At 63.6% G+C, this 17,732-nt stretch carries 13 protein-coding genes and 1 pseudogene; 7 read left to right on the forward strand and 7 right to left on the reverse strand.

Annotation, left to right across the window (positions count from 1 at the left end):
• Window positions 1-161: 161 nt before the first annotated feature.
• From M1B34_RS08595 to M1B34_RS08605, 3 genes are all read right to left on the reverse strand, one after another.
• Window positions 162-1,451, reverse strand: coding sequence for an OprD family porin (locus M1B34_RS08595; RefSeq protein WP_123329114.1), 1,290 nt, complete (start codon window positions 1,449-1,451; stop codon window positions 162-164).
• Window positions 1,452-1,688: 237 nt separating this feature from the next.
• Window positions 1,689-2,084, reverse strand: coding sequence for a nuclear transport factor 2 family protein (locus M1B34_RS08600; RefSeq protein WP_123329112.1), 396 nt, complete (start codon window positions 2,082-2,084; stop codon window positions 1,689-1,691).
• Window positions 2,085-2,111: 27 nt separating this feature from the next.
• Complete coding sequence (locus M1B34_RS08605; protein WP_268264864.1) at window positions 2,112-2,807, reverse strand: DsbA family protein; 696 nt, start codon at window positions 2,805-2,807, stop codon at window positions 2,112-2,114.
• A 272-nt stretch (window positions 2,808-3,079) separates the two neighbouring features.
• Between M1B34_RS08605 and M1B34_RS08610 the strand changes: the two genes are divergently transcribed.
• Window positions 3,080-5,176 carry a TonB-dependent receptor gene (locus M1B34_RS08610; RefSeq protein ID WP_268264865.1) on the forward strand — a complete coding sequence of 699 codons (2,097 nt, stop codon included), beginning with the start codon at window positions 3,080-3,082 and terminating at the stop codon, window positions 5,174-5,176.
• A 118-nt stretch (window positions 5,177-5,294) separates the two neighbouring features.
• On the opposite strand, the gene M1B34_RS08615 is transcribed toward M1B34_RS08610, so the two are convergent.
• The 4 genes and pseudogenes from M1B34_RS08615 to M1B34_RS08630 all read right to left on the reverse strand — a co-directional run bounded on the left by M1B34_RS08615 (window position 5,295) and on the right by M1B34_RS08630 (window position 10,856).
• Complete coding sequence (locus tag M1B34_RS08615) at window positions 5,295-5,495, reverse strand: hypothetical protein (RefSeq protein WP_123329106.1); 201 nt, start codon at window positions 5,493-5,495, stop codon at window positions 5,295-5,297.
• 246 nt (window positions 5,496-5,741) lie between these two features.
• Window positions 5,742-6,847: pseudogene (gene aguA, locus M1B34_RS08620) on the reverse strand (agmatine deiminase).
• Window positions 6,848-7,726, reverse strand: coding sequence for an N-carbamoylputrescine amidase (gene aguB, locus M1B34_RS08625; RefSeq protein WP_268264866.1), 879 nt, complete (start codon window positions 7,724-7,726; stop codon window positions 6,848-6,850).
• A gap of 217 nt (window positions 7,727-7,943) precedes the next feature.
• Window positions 7,944-10,856 carry an aminotransferase gene (locus M1B34_RS08630; RefSeq protein WP_268264867.1) on the reverse strand — a complete coding sequence of 971 codons (2,913 nt, stop codon included), beginning with the start codon at window positions 10,854-10,856 and terminating at the stop codon, window positions 7,944-7,946.
• Between the two features lie 220 nt (window positions 10,857-11,076).
• Between M1B34_RS08630 and rfbB the strand changes: the two genes are divergently transcribed.
• The 6 genes from rfbB to M1B34_RS08660 are packed head-to-tail and all read left to right on the forward strand — an operon-like array spanning window position 11,077 to window position 17,692.
• Window positions 11,077-12,159, forward strand: a complete 1,083-nt coding sequence (rfbB, locus tag M1B34_RS08635; RefSeq protein ID WP_268264868.1) for a dTDP-glucose 4,6-dehydratase — start codon at window positions 11,077-11,079, stop codon at window positions 12,157-12,159.
• Window positions 12,156-13,031, forward strand: a complete 876-nt coding sequence (gene rfbA / locus M1B34_RS08640) for a glucose-1-phosphate thymidylyltransferase RfbA (protein ID WP_123329096.1) — start codon at window positions 12,156-12,158, stop codon at window positions 13,029-13,031. The genes rfbB and rfbA overlap by 4 nt, the downstream gene beginning before the upstream one ends.
• Window positions 13,028-13,573 (forward strand): dTDP-4-dehydrorhamnose 3,5-epimerase, encoded by a 546-nt coding sequence (gene rfbC / locus M1B34_RS08645; protein ID WP_123329094.1) that lies wholly within the window; start codon window positions 13,028-13,030, stop codon window positions 13,571-13,573. Before rfbA ends, rfbC begins: the two co-directional genes overlap by 4 nt.
• Complete coding sequence (gene rfbD / locus M1B34_RS08650; protein WP_268264869.1) at window positions 13,570-14,451, forward strand: dTDP-4-dehydrorhamnose reductase; 882 nt, start codon at window positions 13,570-13,572, stop codon at window positions 14,449-14,451. Before rfbC ends, rfbD begins: the two co-directional genes overlap by 4 nt.
• A 35-nt stretch (window positions 14,452-14,486) precedes the next feature.
• Window positions 14,487-16,295, forward strand: coding sequence for a sensor histidine kinase (locus M1B34_RS08655; RefSeq protein ID WP_123329899.1), 1,809 nt, complete (start codon window positions 14,487-14,489; stop codon window positions 16,293-16,295).
• A complete protein-coding gene (locus tag M1B34_RS08660) occupies window positions 16,292-17,692 on the forward strand; it encodes a sigma-54-dependent transcriptional regulator (RefSeq protein WP_123329091.1) in 1,401 nt (466 codons plus the stop codon). Before M1B34_RS08655 ends, M1B34_RS08660 begins: the two co-directional genes overlap by 4 nt.
• The last annotated feature ends 40 nt before the right edge of the window (window positions 17,693-17,732 follow it).

A 17,732-nucleotide genomic window follows, 5' to 3' on the forward strand; every position in this document is an offset into this window, starting at 1 on the left:
CGATCAGACCTCGAAGACAAAGGAAATGCGCTGACGGCGTAATAGACGCCAAGGGTGCCATTCGGTAGCCTCGAATGCCTGGTTCAGCGCCCATAAAAAAGCCCCGGAACCAGTCGGGGTTTTTACTGCGGCCCTGGTATCAGGCCACGATCAGGCGTTCATCAGAACACGTTGATCGGGTAGTCGACGAACACACGCAGTTCGTTGCCGCTGCTGTTGTAGGCGCTGGATTTCTGCGACACGCGCAGGATCGAGCTGCGTACACGCACGCTCAGGTCTTTGGCCGGACCGGCCTGGACCACGTACTTGAACTGGTTGAAGATTTCGCGCTCGGTACCACCGGTGCTGTCGGCAGTGGTGATGTTGTCGCCACGCACGTAAGCCAGGTTGTAGCTCAGGCCAGGCACGCCGAACGAACCGAAGTCCAGGCCGTAGCCCAACTGCCAGCTGCGCTCGTCTTCAGCGTTGAAGTCGGACCAGTAGGAGTTGGCCAGGAAGATGGTGTTGCCACCGTCGCCAATGTAGTTCTGGCCTTTCTGGTAACCGCCGTAGGCGTAGCCCAGGTGGCTGTCGCCGGAGCTGCGCTGGTGCGCCACGGTGAAGGAGTGCGGGCCGGTGGCGAAGGTCGCTGCCAGGCTCCAGATCTTGTTGTCCTGGCCGCCGGCGCCAGAATCTTCGGCAAACGACTTGTCCAGCTTGGTGCGGTAGCCGTTGAAGTCCAGGGTCAGGGACTGATCGGTGGCCAGCGGGAACACGTAGTTCAGGTTCACGTACTGCTTCTTCAGCACGTCTTCGACGTCGGAAGCGTACAGCGCGCCTTTGAACTGTTCGGTGAACTGGTAGCTGCCGCCCAATACGTTGATGGACTTCAGGCCACCGCTGTCACGGCCTTCAGCGCTCTTGCGCGATTCGGCAGTGAAGCGACCGGCGTTCAGTACCAAGCCGTCGATTTCTTTGGAAGTGATCAGGGTGCCGGTGTAGCTTTCTGGCAGCAGGCGCGAACTGTCGTAGTTCAGCACCGGCAGCTCAGGCATCTGGTCGCCGTAGGCCAGCACGGTGTTGGACACGCGGAATTTCACTGCAGCGCCAGCCTTGGCCAGGTCGCCCGCAGGGGACTTGTTGCCGCCTTCGCTGGGTTTGAAGAAGTCGATACCGGCGCCGCCAGCGTGGCTGCCGCGGTCCAGGCGCAGGCCGTACAGGCCGAAGGCGTCAACGCCCACGCCAACGGTGCCTTGGGTGAAGCCCGAGGAGAACGTGCCGATGGCCGCTTGGCCCCATTCACGTTGGTCATCGTTGCCATCTTTCTTGTCACGGTTGATGTAGGCGTTGCGCAGCAGCACTTTCAGGCTGCTGTCTTCTACAAAACCCTTGGACTCAGCTTGGTCGTTAGCCATGGCTTGAGTGGCGCTCAGAATCCCCAGTGCGATCAGACCGATCCGCTTGTTCAACATTTTGTTTTCCTTATTACGGGTTGATGGCGCGCTGTGTACCCGGACAGAAATGGCGTTTGGACGCTCTTGTTCCTGCTCAAAAAACAAAAAGGCCCGCCCGCGAATCATCGCGGCGGGCCTTTTATTATTCTGATATATGGCTCTTGGCCACAGGCGTTGGCGCGAATCCTATCCGCGCCCTGAACCCTGTGTCAATTTCGTGAATCGTCTTTGAATAGGTAAAAATATTCTAAGAATTCACCGATCGGCCATGGCCAGTTGCACGGTATGGCTGTCCACAAACTGCTCAAAATGAGTGACTTTGCCGTCCTTGAGTGTCCATAAATGGGCCACTCGGGCGTTCATTGGCCGCCCCGTCGCCTTGAACACGCCTCTGTAATTGCCATAGGCGAATACCTTGTCGCCTTGGGCCACATAACTCTCCACGTTGAAAGCAAACCCCTCCCAATCACTGGCCAGGCGTTTGAAAACATTTTCCACAATGGCGTCGAAGCCGACGTAGGTGCCCGCCAAGGGGAACCCCGCGGCTTCGGTCCAGCGCGCATCCGGTGCCAGGGCCGCCGCGGTGTTCTTGGCGTTTTCCTGGGAGTTGGCACCTTCGTAGGTGCTTTTGATCAAGGCCAGGTTATCCATGGGTCACTCCTTCGTCGTTGGGTGGGGTTATTGCGCGCAACCGTCCAGGCCACAGGCCGGGGCTTGGGAGGACACCTGGCTCGGTGTCGAGCCGATCGCCCCCTGCAACCAGGCGGCAAACTCATCGGGTTTGCCCAGCCAGGGGCTGATATCAAGCACCTGGCGCTGCCCGTCTCGCTCCAGAACCAGGGTCGGGAAACCCTGGCCACCGACACGGGCCAACAACTGCCGGCTGGCCTTGATATGGTCCTCCAGCTCATGGGCCAGGGCGTGCTCGAATGCGGCGCTGAAGGGCTCGGCCGGCAACCCCAGGGCCACGGCCAACTCCAGCAGCACGTCGTGGTCGGCAATGCGGCGGCCTTCCTGGTAGTGGGCCGTCTGCAAACGCCCGAGCAGCTCGAGCCCGCGCCCCGCCAAGGCCTCGGCGGCGAGCACCGCAGCAATCGGCGGCGCAGAATCGAACACGGCCGTGTGGTCCCGTAGCAGCCCTTCAAAGTACGCCTCGCCGAAAGGCTGGCCGCTGTACTCGGCAATCCGCCGGTCGTGGGGCATCACGTAGTCACGCAACTGTGGCGACACCGGCTGGCGGTTGGCCCCGGTCATCATGCCGCCCCCGTGGGCAATCACTGGCAACACCGCCTGCGCCGCCTGCACCAGCGGCTTGGCGCCGTAGCACCAACCGCACAATGGGTCGTAGATGTAATGAAGGGTGGCAGCAGACATGGCGCACTCCGGCTAAGTCAGGGCAAGGGAATGGGTCGCAGCCTAGACCCCGGGCCCGCCGGAAAAAACCCCGGCGCCGGGTTCAGTGTGTTTCAAGAACCGGTCGAATGCCTCGGTCCGGCTTCGTATCGACAATGACACTGAACCGACACAAACAAGAAACAAATTGAAACAATCGTCCCGGGGAACTTCTCAATACGACACTCACATCAGCAAATGCAACGCATTATCATTAACGCTTCGAATCACCCTGCCCTTCGGATGCGTTCCACATGCCAACCCACTTGCGCCTCACGCCCCTGACCCTGGGGCTCAGCGCCCTGTTGTCCGCCACTTGCAGTTACGCCGCGCCCACCACCTTGCCAGCGACCGCCATCAGCGCCGAAACCGACGCCGATGATCCACGGGTCAAGGACACCGCAACCGCCACCCGCACCGCCACCCCGGTGCGCTATGTGCCCCAGGCCATCGACTCGGTGAAGACCGCCCATGTCATGGACTACGGCACCAACGACCTGGGCACCGCGCTGAGCGGCATTCCCAACGTCAGCAGCGGCGCCGATACACGCTTCGACAGCGTGCGCATTCGTGGTTTCGAAGCGGGCAACGACTTCTACTTGGACGGCATTCGTGACGACAGCCAGTACGTGCGTGACCTGCACAACATCGAGCGGGTGGAAGTGCTCAAAGGCCCGGCGGCCGTGTTGTACGGTCGCGGCAGCCAGGGCGGGATCGTCAATCGGGTGAGCAAGCTGCCGCAGTTCGGCCGCCGCTCCAGCATCGAGGCTCAGGGAGGCAGCGATGACCGCCGCAGCCTGTACGCCGACCTGTCCACCGACGTCTCCGAAGACCTCAGCCTGCGCCTGAACATGGGCAACCAGGACTACAACAGCTTCCGCGACGACGTCAGCGGTAACCGCAAGCTGTTCGCCCCCTCCATGAGCTGGCAATTGACCCCGGACCTGAACTGGCTGGTGCAGTACGAATACAGCCGTTTCGATCGCACGCCGGACCGCGGTATTCCCGGGGTACGCCGCGCTGGCGAGAAGACCGGACGCCCGGCGGACGTCGGCAATGACACCACCTACGGCGTCAATCGCGACTTCATCGATGACACCACGCAATCCCTGCGCTCCAAGCTCAGCTACGAGCTCAACGAGAACTGGCAACTGCGCCACACCCTGGGCCTGTTCAAGCTCGACAGCGATTTTGAAAACACCTACGCGACCGGGGTCAACGCCGTTACCAACCGGGTAACCCGCCAGCGCTGGCAGCAGGACCTGACCACCCGCAACCTGTACAACAACCTGGAAGCCGAAGGTACTTTCCAGACCTTTGGCCTGGAGCATCGGGTCCTCACCGGGGTGGAATTGGGCGACCAGCGCCGGACGCCCAAGCTGTACCGTGCAGCGCTCAATAGCGTGCCGACGGTGGACCTGAACAATCCCAACCACAGCAATTTCGGCGGCGACACCCTGCCGTTGTTCAGCAGCAGCCAGAACGAAACCCAGAGCCGCGCGCTGTACATCCAGGACCAACTGCGCCTGAACGACCAGTGGCAATTGCTCGGTGGCCTGCGTTACGACCGCTTCCGGGTCGAAACCACCAACCGCATCACCGGTATCAACGACCATCGCGACAGCCACAGCACCAGCCCGCGCCTGGGTGTGGTCTGGACGCCCCTGGAGCACCACTCGTTCTACGCCTCGTGGAGCAAGTCCTTCTCCCCGGTCGGCGGCAGCTTGATCGGCATCACCCCGAACGCTTCGGGCAACGGCAACGACCTGAGCCCGGAGCGCACCCGGCAGAAGGAAATCGGGGTGAAAAGCGACTGGCTGGACGAGCGCCTGAGCACCACCCTGGCGGTGTACGAGCTGGAGCTCTATAACCGCCGGACCCGTGATCCGCTGGACCCCACCATCACCCTGCTCAGCGGCCTGCAGCGCTCCCGTGGCATTGAGTTGACCGCCAGCGGCAAGATCGTCGGCAACTGGTATTTACGCGGTGGCATCGGCTTGCAGGATGCAACCATTGTGAAAGACAACAACGGCTTGGAGGGCAACCGTGTATCCGACGTAGCCAAGCGCAACGGCAGCCTGTTTATCACCTGGAAACCCGAGATGGGCTGGTACGCCGAGACCGGCGTGACCCTGGTGGGCGATCGTTTTGCCGACCCGGCCAACACCATCGTGCTCCCCGGTTACGGCCGCTGGGACGCCCTGGCCGGCTTCCGCCACAAGGACTGGGATGTACGCGCGGCACTGAACAACATCGCCGACCGTGATTACTACTCCTCGGCCACCAGTGCCTTCCAGATCCAACCGGGCGAGCCGCGTAACCTGGTGGTCACCGGCACCTACAGCTTCTAAACACCCTGCCCTTTGGCGGGCACTGGCGGTCGCACGATCGCCAGCGCCAGCCCTCCCCACTCCAGGCATAAAAAAAGCGCTGCCTTCACGGCAGCGCTTTGCTGATTGCGTGTTGTTGTCAGCCTGCCATGACATCCCACAATGCCTGCAGCTCAGCCTCGCTGAGCAAGCCTTCCGGGTAGCGCTCAGTCATCAGCCGACGCGGATCGGCGTCCCTGATCTGACGCGTTCCGTTGGACTTCAACCATTGCACCAATGTCTGCAAAGACTCGTTATTCATTGCCAAGGGATGCGATGCCCGCTCGCTGACCATATTCATTGCAGCGCTCTCTCCGGGTTTGTGAGCGGCCTAACTTATCCAAGGTTTATGACAGAACATCGCAGTTCTACCGGTCTCAGAGTCACGTCAGGAGAGATACAAGAGCTGTGCCAATGTGTCTGGAAGGCCGACATACGGCCATGAAAAAGCCCGCAACCCTTAAGGATTGCGGGCTCCACGGCAGTTATCAGCTGGAATGCCATCAGACAAAAAGCGATTAATGGCAACCGGCTGTTACAACTGCACTCAACCTGGGTGCGGTGCCGGCTGTTGTTGGGTAAGGCAATGGATATTCCCGCCCCCCAGTAACAGTTCACGACCCGGCACCATCACCACCTCATGCTGGGGGAACAGGCCCTGGAGGATTTCCTTGGCCTGGGCATCCAGTGGGTCGTCGAAGCTCGGCGCGATGATCCCGCCATTGACGATCAGGAAGTTCACGTAGGAACCGGCCAGGCGTACCGACGGGTTACGCTCCTGGGTGCCATCCACCGGGTCGACACCGGCACATTCCTCTTCAGTGGCGTACAACGGCCCCGGAATCGGCATCTTGTGCACCTTGATAGTGCGACCCTTGGCGTCGCGGCTGCTTTCCAGCACCTTCAACGCCGCCTGACAACGCGGGTAGTTCGGGTCTTGCGGGTCGTCGGTCCAGGCCAGCAACACTTCACCGGGGCGCACGTAGCAGCAGAAGTTATCCACATGGCCGTCGGTTTCGTCGTTGTACAGGCCGTCCGGCAGCCAGATGATGCTGTCCACCGCCAACTGCTCGCGCAGCACCGTTTCGATCTCGGCGCGCTTGAGGTGCGGGTTGCGGTTGCGGTTGAGCAGGCATTCCTCGGTGGTGATCAGGGTGCCTTCGCCGTCCACGTGGATCGAACCGCCCTCGAGCACGAAACCTTCGGTGCGGTACTCCTGGCAACGCTCGATCTGCAGGATCTTGCCGGCCACCTGCTCATCGCGGTTCCACGGCGAATACAGGCCACCGTCAAACCGCCCCAGGCGTTGAAGCCCCAGTGCACGCCCCGGACTTCGCCCTGGTCATTGATGACAAAGGTCGGCCCGGTGTCCCGCACCCAGGCGTCATCGCTGGACATTTCCACCACGCGGATATTCGGCGCATCGAGGCGCGCCCGGGCGTTTTCGTACTGGGCGGCGGACACCGCCACGGTCACCGGTTCAAAGCGCGCAATGGCCTTGGCCACCGCCACATGGGCGGCCTGGGCCGGCTTGCCGCCCAGGCGCCAGTTGTCCGGACGCTCGGGCCAGACCATCCAGGCCTGGGTTTGGGGCGCCCACTCGGCAGGCATGTAGAAGCCATCGGCGCGGGGGGTGCTGTGCAGGGTCGTCATTCAGGACTCCAGGGAACCGTCGAGGGTTTTGATCGCGCCGTAGAGGTTCGGGCGGCGGTCGCGGAACGACCCCCAGGCGCTGCGAATATGCTCCAGTTCGTCGAGGTCGAAGCTGTGCACAAGAATACCTTCTTCGCTTTGGTTGAGCTCTTGAACCTTCTCGCCGAACGCGTTGGCAATAAAGGACGAGCCGTAGAAGGTGATGTCGTAGCCGTCCTGCTCTTCGTTGCCGATGCGGTTGCTCGCAATCAGCGGCATCAGGTTGGCGCCGGCGTGGCCTTGCTGCACACGCTGCCAGTGGTCCCGGGAAGAGATGCTGGCGTCGTGGGGCTCACTGCCGATGGCGGTGGGATAGAACAGAATCTCGGCGCCCAGCAAGGCCATGCTGCGGGCGCACTCGGGGAACCACTGGTCCCAGCAGATGCCCACGCCGATCTTGGCGTAGCGGGTGTTCCAGACCTTGAAGCCGGTGTCGCCCGGATTGAAGTAATACTTCTCGTGATAGCCGGGGCCATCCGGGATATGGCTTTTCCGATAAATCCCGAGGTTGCTGCCGTCGGCATCGATGATCGCGATGCTGTTGAAGCGGGCACGTCCGGCCAGCTCGAAGAAGCTGATGGGCAACACCACTTGCAGCTCCCGGGCGACGTTCTGGAAGTGCTTGATGGCCACGTTGTCTTCCACCGAGGACGCCAATTGCAGGTAGTCCGGATTGGGCTTCTGGCAGAAGTACGGCGTCTCGAACAGCTCCTGGATCAGAATGATCTGCGCGCCTTTGGCGGCGGCTTCACGGACCAGCTTTTCAGCGGTCTCGATATTGGCCTCAAGGTCCCAGGAACAGGCCATCTGGGTGGCGGCGACGGTAACGATACGGCTCATGGAACAACTCCCGGGCGATGAGAAGCGGTCGATGACAACGGATAGGGAAAGGGTCGAGCACGGTGGCGCCGTGCCCGACTAGGCTCACTTTATATCCGATAAATATCGACTTTAGAAGCTTATAGATTTACCAAAATGAAAAAATACCTATTAAATACCGATAACAATCGATTTATTGGCGAGCGCAATCGCCGGCAAGCCGGCTCCTACAGGGGGGTTATAGGTCTTCGGCTAGCACCTTCGAGAGCATGTCGACGAAGAAGTCCACGCTCTGCCGGCTGGTGACCATGGGCGGCTTGATCTTCAGGATGTTGAGGAAGTCACCCGTGGGCTGCATGAAAATCCCCAGGTCCCGCAGGCGATCACAGAGCAGGGTGGTCTCTTCGGTGGCCGGCTCCAGGGTCTCGCGGTTACGGATCAACTCCAGCCCCAAATAGAAACCCGAGCCGTGCACCGCCCCCACCAGCGGGTGGATATCCATCAGGGCTTGCAGGCGCTCCTTGAAGTAACCGCCGACAACCTGGGCGTTCTCCCAGAGTTTTTCCTCTTCCATCACGTCCAGCACCGCCATGCCGATGCGGCAACTGACCGGGCTGCCACCCGATGAGGAGAAGAAATACCCCTCGGCCTCCAGGGCTTCGGCAATTTCCCGGCGAGTGATCACCGCCCCCAGCGGCTGGCCGTTGCCCATGCCCTTGGCCATGGTGATGATGTCCGGCACCACGCCCTGCTCTTCAAAGCCCCAGAAGAAATGGCCCATGCGCCCATACCCCACCTGCACTTCGTCGGCGATGCACACCCCGCCTCGCTCGCGCACCAGGCTGTAGACCTGTTGCAGGTAACCGGGCGGCAGGGAAATCCCCCCCGCGTTGCCGTACACCGGCTCGCAGATGAAACCCGCCAGTTGCCGCTGCTGTTGCGCCAGCTTGGCCAGGTGATGTTCGACACTGCGCACATAGTCCGGCGCGCTGTCCGGGCCGCGAAATTCTCCACGGTAAGTGTTGGGTGCGGTCACCGGGTGCACCCAGTCCGGACGGCTGCTCAGGGCCTGGGGGTTGTCGGCGATGGAGGTGGACACTGCGTCCGCCGCCACCGACCAGCCGTGGTAGGCCTCCAGCACACTGAGCATGTCGCGCCCGCCGCTGTAGGCCCAGGCCAGGCGGATCGCCAAGTCGTTGGCCTCGGTGCCGCTGTTGACCAGGAACACCCGGTCCATGGAGTCCGGGGCCAGGGCCAGCAGGCGCTCGGAAAACTCGGCGATCGCCGCGTAGTGAAAGCGCGAATTGGTGTTGAGCAGGGACCATTGGCGACTGGCCTCGGCCGCCATGCGCGGATGACCGTGGCCCAGCACCGCCACGTTGTTGAGCATGTCCAGGTAGGAACGGCCCTGCATGTCGATCAGGTGGTTGCGCCAGCCGCGCTCGATGCGTGGCGGGTCGACGTAATAGTGCTTCTGCGAACGGGCGAAGCTGGCGTCACGGCGTGCCAGCAGTTGCTGCGGGTCCAGTTCCGGCTCGGCATCACAGGCCAACCCCAGCAGCGCCGCCGGGGAAGGACACAGGGCCTGCCAGGCCGGCGCCCGGGAAGGCGTACAGAACAAGGGCGGGTCGAGGTGCACGCCGCGGCACAACTGCACGGTCAGCCCTGCCTGCACTTCCCCCAGCACCTGGCCCTTGACCAGGGCCGCACCGCCACGCAAGCCGGGCTTGACCCCCCACAGGCGAACGCTCAGTTGCCCGCTGTCCAGGCGCAAGGAACCATCGGCCGCCACGTGCAGCACCCCGGCAAAGGGAGACTCCACCGGCGTGCCCAGGGGCACCTGCAATTGCACATGCAGCGGGCAGGTCTCGGGTTCTTCGGCGCTGTCGGGACGGGTGCGGGACAAACGGTACTGAGCGTAACGGCTGGCCGCCAGGCCATGGGTCGCCGCCGCTTCCTGCAACAAACGCTCGTCGATGCCCGGCTGCTCCCAGTTGCCGGCCTCGAAATGCGGGCTGAGCACACCCAGGTCGATCAAGGCGAACTCCCGACCCACCAGGCTCGGCAGCAATGGGGCGAAGCCTTCGCTGGCAATCGCCGGCAGGGCCTGGCCGACGGCGCTGAGGATCGCCGCTTCCATCAGCTCGAACGGCAGCGCCGTGGCCACGCGGAAGATCTCCCACTCATGGCTCAGGTTGGCGCGGCTGTAATGGTTGTCGGGGTCGATGCTGACCTGCTGCTCGCCACTGAGCACCAGCACCGCCGCCCGGGCCACGACCAGCGGCCAGAGCGCCAGCAACTCAGCGTGCTGCAACGGGTTGACCTGGTGATACGCCTGGACCGCCGGAAGAATACGCAGCGGGTCGCCGTCACAGTGGTGCAGCAGGGCCGCACAGGTCACCGACAGGTCGGCAATGCGCCAGGTGCGGATCAGGTCGCCGAAATCAATCACCCCCTGCAACTGCCAGTGCCGCTGGGCATCGCGCCGCCAGACCACGTTGTCGTCGGTGATGTCCATGTGAATGGCCTGCACCGGCAGTTGCTCAATCAGAGGCAGCAGGCGACGCTCGGCCTGCAAGGCCGCTTCGGCGATCAGTGCACGCTGCCGTTCGTCGGCGATCACCGGGAGCAGATGCTGGATCAGCGGCTGGGCATGGCGTGGGTCCCATTGCAGGGTGCGCGCCAGGCCAGGGTGCTCGAAGTCAGCCAGGGCCAGGTCCATCTCCCCGCACAAGCGCCCCAGGCTGGCCATCAACTGCGGCCCCAGGTGCTTGAGATGGGTCAGGGAGCGGCCCTCTATATAGTCCAGCAGGCGAATGTGCAGGGCCTGACCGTCGAGGTCCACGGACAACAACTGCTCGCCGTTGCGCGCCTTGATCACCCGGGGCACCGGCAAGGCGCTGCGTGCGCCCAAGTCAGCGAGGGCAGCATGCTGGGCCTCAAGCTCCTGGACCGCGTAATCGCCGCGGCAGATTTTCAGAACAAAACGCCCCTGCGGGCTGTCGACTCGGTAGTTGAGGTCCTGCTGGCTGCCCAGGGAGTGCAAGGTGCCGTGGAGGCCGTAATGGGCCTGCAGCAGGTCCAGCGCCTGCTGCACCGAGACCTGCGGCCCCGGCAGACTGGCGCGGTGAATCAACGTGGCGAGCAACATGCAAGGACTCCCGAATGATGGTCAGGCGCTTATATCGCCACCGCTGAAGGCGATACGCAACCCCCAGGCCACGCTCGTGCGTCGCCTGTACAGCAGCCAAACGGGATAAAACCCGCAACATCACAAGGGCACTAACGCTTGCACCGAGGCGGCTGCACCGACAAGCTATGCTGTTTTCGTTCACGTCAATGATCGTCACCCAGGACAAAGGCCAACCCACATGCGCATTCTCGTTACCGGCGGAGCCGGTTTTATTGGATCGGCGCTGGTCCGCCATTTAATCGAGCACACGGAACACGAAGTGCTCAACCTCGATAAACTGACCTACGCCGGCAACCTCGAATCCCTGAGCAGCATTGCCAGCAACAGTCGCTACGAGTTCGTCCAAGCCGATATCGTTGATCAGCCCACCGTCAGCGCGGTGCTGGCGCGCTTTGCACCCCAGGCAATCATGCATTTGGCCGCCGAGTCCCATGTCGACCGCTCCATCGACGGTCCGTCGGACTTTATCCAGACCAATATCGTCGGCACCTACAGCCTGCTGGAAGCCACTCGCGCCTACTGGCAGACACTGCCCGAGGCGGAAAAAAGCGCCTTCCGTTTCCACCATATTTCCACCGACGAGGTGTACGGCGACCTGCACGGTGTGGACGACCTGTTCACCGAAACCACGCCCTACGCCCCCAGCTCGCCCTACTCGGCGAGCAAGGCCGCGTCCGACCACCTGGTCCGCGCCTGGCAGCGCACGTACGGATTACCGGTGCTGATCACCAATTGCTCGAACAACTATGGGCCTTTCCACTTCCCCGAGAAGCTCATCCCCCTGGTGATTCTCAATGCGCTGGCGGGCAAGGCACTGCCGGTGTACGGCAACGGCCTGCAAGTGCGGGACTGGCTGTACGTCGAAGACCATGCTCGGGCCCTGTATCAGGTGGTCACCACCGGCGTGGTCGGTGAGACCTACAACATCGGCGGCCACAATGAGCAGAAAAACATCGACGTAGTGCGCGGTATCTGCGCCCTGCTCGAAGAGCTTGCGCCGCACAAACCGGCTGGCGTCAGCCAGTACGCCGACCTGATCACCTTCGTCCAGGACCGCCCCGGCCACGACCTGCGCTACGCCATCGACGCCGGCAAGATCGAGCGCGAGTTGGGCTGGGTGCCTGAGGAAACCTTTGCCAGCGGCCTGCGCAAGACCGTGCAGTGGTACCTGGAAAATCTGGAATGGTGCCGCCGCGTACAGGACGGCAGCTATCAAGGCCAACGACTGGGTTTCAGCGACCCCAAGGATCTGCTCGCATGATGAAAGGAATCGTTCTGGCGGGTGGCTCCGGCACCCGTCTGCACCCCATTACGTTGGGTGTCTCCAAGCAACTGCTGCCGATCTACGACAAACCGATGATCTACTACCCGATCTCGGTGCTGATGCTGGCCGGCATCCAGGACATCCTGATTATCTCCACCCCCCAGGACTTGCCCCAATACCGCAACCTGCTGGGTGACGGCAGCCAGTTCGGGGTGCGCTTCACCTACGCCGAACAGCCCTCGCCGGACGGCCTGGCCCAGGCGTTCCTGATCGGCGAAGCGTTCATCGGCAATGACCCGGTGTGCCTGATCCTCGGGGACAACATTTTCCACGGCCAGCACTTCGGCGAGCAGTTGAAAAAAGCCGCCGAGCGCCCGAGCGGCGCCACGGTGTTCGGCTACTGGGTCAAGGACCCGGAGCGCTTCGGGGTCATCGACTTCGACAGCGACGGCCGGGCCTTGTCGATCGAAGAAAAACCCAAGAAGCCCAAGTCCAGCTACGCCGTCACGGGGCTGTATTTCTACGACAACGATGTGATCGAGATTGCCAAGGCGGTCCAGCCTTCGCCCCGTGGCGAGCTGGAAATCACTGACGTCAACAATGCCTACCTCAAGCGCGGCGACCTGCAGGTCGAGCGTTTTGGTCGCGGCTTCGCCTGGCTCGACACCGGCACCCACGACAGCCTGCTGGAGGCCTCGCAGTACGTGCAGACCATCGAGCATCGCCAGGGTTTGAAGGTCGCCTGCCTGGAAGAAATCGCCTACGAAAACCAGTGGATCAGCCGTGAGCACCTGCTGGAGCGCGCCGCCTACTTCGGCAAGACCGGCTATGGCCAATACCTGTTCACCCTGGCGGGAATCGAACCATGAACGTCACCCCGACCCAACTGCCGGACGTGCTGATCATCGAACCCAAAGTGTTCGGCGACGAGCGGGGCTTTTTCTATGAAAGCTTCAACGCCAAGGCCTTCAACGAGGCCACCGGGCTGGAGACCCAGTTCGTCCAGGACAACCATTCACGCTCACAAAAAGGCGTGCTCCGGGGCCTGCACTACCAGGTGCAGAACACCCAGGGAAAACTGGTCCGGGTGATCGCTGGCGAAGTACTCGACGTGGCGGTGGACATTCGCCGCAGCTCGCCACACTTCGGCCAATGGGTGGCCGTGCGGCTGTCCGCCGAGAACCACCGCCAGCTCTGGGTGCCCGAAGGCTTCGCCCACGGCTTTGTGGTGCTCAGCGACTCGGCGGAGTTCCTCTACAAGACCACCGACTACTACACGCCGTCGGCCGAGCGCTGCATTCGCTGGGATGACCCGACCCTGGCCATTGATTGGCAGCTCGACGGCAGCCCACAACTGTCCGCCAAGGATCAGGCCGGCAAAACCCTGGCGGAGGCTGACCTGTTCCCATGAGCACCCCCTTGAAAATCCTCATCAGCGGCCAGCAGGGCCAAGTGTCCCGCGAGCTGCAGAAACGCCTCGGCGACCTCGGCGAGCTGGTGGTCCTGGGCCGCGACCGGCTGGACCTCAGCCACCCGGAGCACATCCGCCAACAGGTGCGGGCGGTGCGCCCCGACCTGATCATCAATGCGGCGGCCCACACCGTCGTGGACCAGGCCGAGAGCGAGCCGGAACTGGCCTTTGCGATCAACGCCATAGCGCCAGGGATTTTTGCCCAGGAAGCCCATGAACTGGGGATTCCACTGATTCACTACTCCACGGACTACGTGTTCGACGGGCGCAAAACCACACCCTATGTCGAAGACGACGAACCCAACCCGCTGAGCGTCTATGGCCAGAGCAAGCTGGCCGGGGAGCGAGCCATCAACCTGGTGGCCGGGCAGCACCTGATCCTGCGTACCAGCTGGGTCTACGCCAGCCACGGCAAAAATTTCCTGCTGACCATGCTGCGCCTGCTGCAAGAGAAAGCTGAACTGCGGGTGGTCGCCGACCAGCTCGGCGCACCCACCTGGGCCGGGACGATCGCCAACAGCACCCGTGAACTGATACTGCGCTGGCAAAGCGGCCAGCCCGGCGCCTGGGGCACGTATCACCTGAGCGCCCAAGGCGAAACCTCCTGGTTCGGCTTTGCCCAGGCCATCGGTGCCCACTTGCTGGCCCAGGACAAACCCTGCGCAGTGCTGGAAGCCATCCCGTCCAGTGCCTACCCGACGCCTGCGCCACGGCCGCTGAACTCACGCCTGGATTGCAGCCGCCTGGCCCGTGAATGGGGCGTGACCCAAGCCGAGTGGCACGGTGCATTACGCGAGTGTCTTGAAGAGCTGGCCTAGGCATAATGCGCCTGTATCCACAGGCGCCCGAGCTCATGACCCCCACCCTTCCCCGTCGCCCCCGCTGGCGCAGCCTGGCCCTTCTGGCCCTGTGCCTGGCGCCGCTGCTCTGGCCCCTGGAGCACCTGGCCGAGCGTTACTACCGCAGCGAACTGGTGGGGCAGAACCGGCAGACCCTGGACCTCTACGTCGCCAACCTGCTGGGCACCCTGCACCGCTATGAAGTGCTGCCGCAAATCCTCGGCGACCTGCCGGCCCTGCGCGCGGTGCTCTCGGTGCCCGATGACGGCATCACCCAAGGCAATGCCAACCGCTTGCTGAAAAACATCAGCGCCCAGACCGGCGCCGAAGTCATGTACCTGATGGACACCGAAGGCAAGACCCTGGCGGCCTCCAACTGGGACAAACACGACAGCTTCGTGGGTCGCAACTTCGCCTTCCGCCCCTATTTCAGCGAGGCCATGGCCGGGCGCCTGGGGCGCTTCTTCGGCCTGGGCACCACCTCGGCCAAACGCGGCTACTTCTTCGCCGCGGCCGTGCGCGACCGGGAAAAAATCATCGGCGTGCTGGTGATCAAGGTCGACCTGGACCACACCGAAAGCCTGTGGGGCCGCACCCCTGAACAGCTGCTGCTGACCGACCACAACGGCGTGGTGATCCTGACCTCGCGCCCGGAATGGCGCTTTCGCTCGACCCGCACCCTGAGCCCCACAGAGAACCAGGCGATCACCGCGATCCAGCCCTACCCGACCCGCGACCCGCGGCCGCTGAACCTCGACCCGGCGGCCTGGCTGACCCAGACCCAGGCCATCGAGGAAACCGGCTGGAACGTCAGCATCCTCGCCCCGCGCACCCTGATCGATCGTCCGGTGCGTACGGTGGTCGCCATTGGCGGCGCCGCCCTGTTGGTGCTGATGCTGTTGCTGGGCTTGATGATGCAACGTCGCCGCCACTACCTGGAGCGCATTGCCTTCGAGGCCAAGGCCCGGCGCGAACTGGAAATGCGCGTGGCTGAACGTACCAGCGACCTGGAAGGCCTCAACCGCCGGCTGAAACAGGAAGTACTGGAGCGGGAAACCGCCCAACAGGAACTGGTACGGGCCCAGGACGACCTGGTCCAGGCCGGCAAGCTCTCGGCCCTGGGCACCATGTCGGCGAGCATCAGCCACGAGCTCAACCAACCCTTGGCAGCGATCCGCAGCTATGCGGAAAACGCCGAAGTGCTGCTGGACCACCAGCGCACCGACGACGCCCGGGGCAACCTCAAGCTGATCAGCGAGCTGACCGGGCGCATGGCGTCGATCATCGCCCACCTGCGGGCCTTCGCCCGGCGCGACCGCCACGCCCCGGAAAGCGTGGCCCTGCAACCGGCCCTGGACGATGCCCTGGCCTTGCTGGCCAAGCGTCGGCGGGCCATGGAGGTGGAGCTGATCCGCGACCTGCCGGCCGCCACCCTGTGGGTCGAGGCCGGGGAAACCCGCCTGCGCCAGGTGCTCGGCAACCTGCTGGCCAACGCCCTGGACGCCCTGACCGAAAAAGGCCCGCCGCGCAAACTCTGGCTGAGTGCCGAATCCACTGCCACGGGCGTCAACCTGTACATTCGCGACAACGGCCCGGGCTTCTGCCTGGAGGCCCTGGGCCGCGCCGGCGAGCCCTTCTACACCACCAAGACCCGAACCCAGGGCCTGGGCCTGGGGTTGGCGATCTGTGACACCTTGATGCGCGCCTTTGGCGGTGAACTGTCGTTCGCCAACCACCGCGAAGGCGGCGCCCTGATCACCCTGCGGCTGCGCGCCGGCGCGCCGGGGGTGAGCCTGCAACCGTCCGAGGACCGAAGCGCATGAGCAACGCCATCGACCACCGCATCCAGGTGGTGCTGATCGACGACGATCCCCACCTGCGTCAGGCCCTGAGCCAGACCCTGGACCTGGCCGGGTTGAAGATCCTCACCCTGGCCGAAGCCCAGGGCCTGGCTGCGCGCCTGGAGCGTGACTGGCCGGGGGTGGTGGTCAGCGACATTCGCATGCCGGGCATGGACGGCCTGGAGTTGCTGGCGCAATTGCACGCCCAGGACCCGGAGCTGCCGGTGCTGCTGATCACCGGCCACGGCGACGTACCCCTGGCGGTGCAAGCAATGCGCGCCGGGGCCTACGACTTCCTGGAGAAACCCTTTGCCAGCGACGCCCTGCTCGACAGCGTGCGCCGGGCCCTGGACTGGCGCCGCCTGGTGCTGGACAACCGCAGCCTGCGCCTGGCCCTGAGCGACCGCCAGCAGCTCAGCGCCCGGCTGGTGGGCCAGTCGGCACCGATGCTGCGCCTGCGGGAGCAGATCGGCGCGCTGGCCGCAACCAAGGCCGACGTGCTGATCCTCGGTGAAACCGGGGCCGGCAAAGAGGTGGTGGCGCGGGCGCTGCACGACCTGTCGAACCGCCGCAACGGCCCCTTCGTGGCGATCAACGCCGGGGCCCTGGCGGAGTCGGTGGTGGAAAGCGAACTGTTCGGCCACGAGCCGGGCGCCTTTACCGGGGCGCAGAAACGCCGCATCGGCAAGTTCGAATTCGCCAACGGCGGCACCCTGTTCCTCGATGAAATCGAAAGCATGAGCCTGGATGTGCAGGTCAAGCTGCTGCGCATGCTCCAGGAGCGAGTGGTGGAACGCCTGGGGGGCAACCAGTTGATCCCCCTGGACATCCGCATCATCGCCGCGACCAAGGAAGACCTGCGCCAAGCCGCCGACCAGGGGCGCTTCCGCGCCGACCTTTACTACCGCCTGAACGTGGCGCCGCTGCGCATTCCGCCATTGCGCGAGCGCGGCGATGACGCGCTGATCCTGTTCCAGCACTTTGCCGACGAAGCCAGCGCGCGCCACGGCCTGCCGCCCCACGAACTGCAACCGGGGCACCGTGCCCTGCTGCTGCGCCACGGCTGGCCGGGCAATGTGCGGGAGTTGCAGAATGCCGCCGAACGCTTCGCCCTGGGCCTGGAACTGGCCTTGGACAACAGCGAGCCCCAAGGCACCGCGACTACTGTAATGCCAGCAATTGAGGGTGGGCTTAGCGAACAGGTGGAACACTTTGAAAAAAACCTGATCGCCGCCGAACTGGCCCACGGCCACAACTCCGTGCGCAGCCTGGCGCAAGCCTTGGGCGTACCGCGCAAGACCCTGCACGACAAACTGCGCAAGCACGGCCTGAACTTTGCCGACAGCGGCACCAGCCCTGGCAACGATGACCTGGATTGAAGCGCACCGTCCCTTTCCACCCTTGCCCGACAGAGGCCCC

The sequence above is a fragment of the Pseudomonas morbosilactucae genome (assembly GCF_023241715.1).
GTDB classification, from domain to species: domain Bacteria; phylum Pseudomonadota; class Gammaproteobacteria; order Pseudomonadales; family Pseudomonadaceae; genus Aquipseudomonas; species Aquipseudomonas morbosilactucae.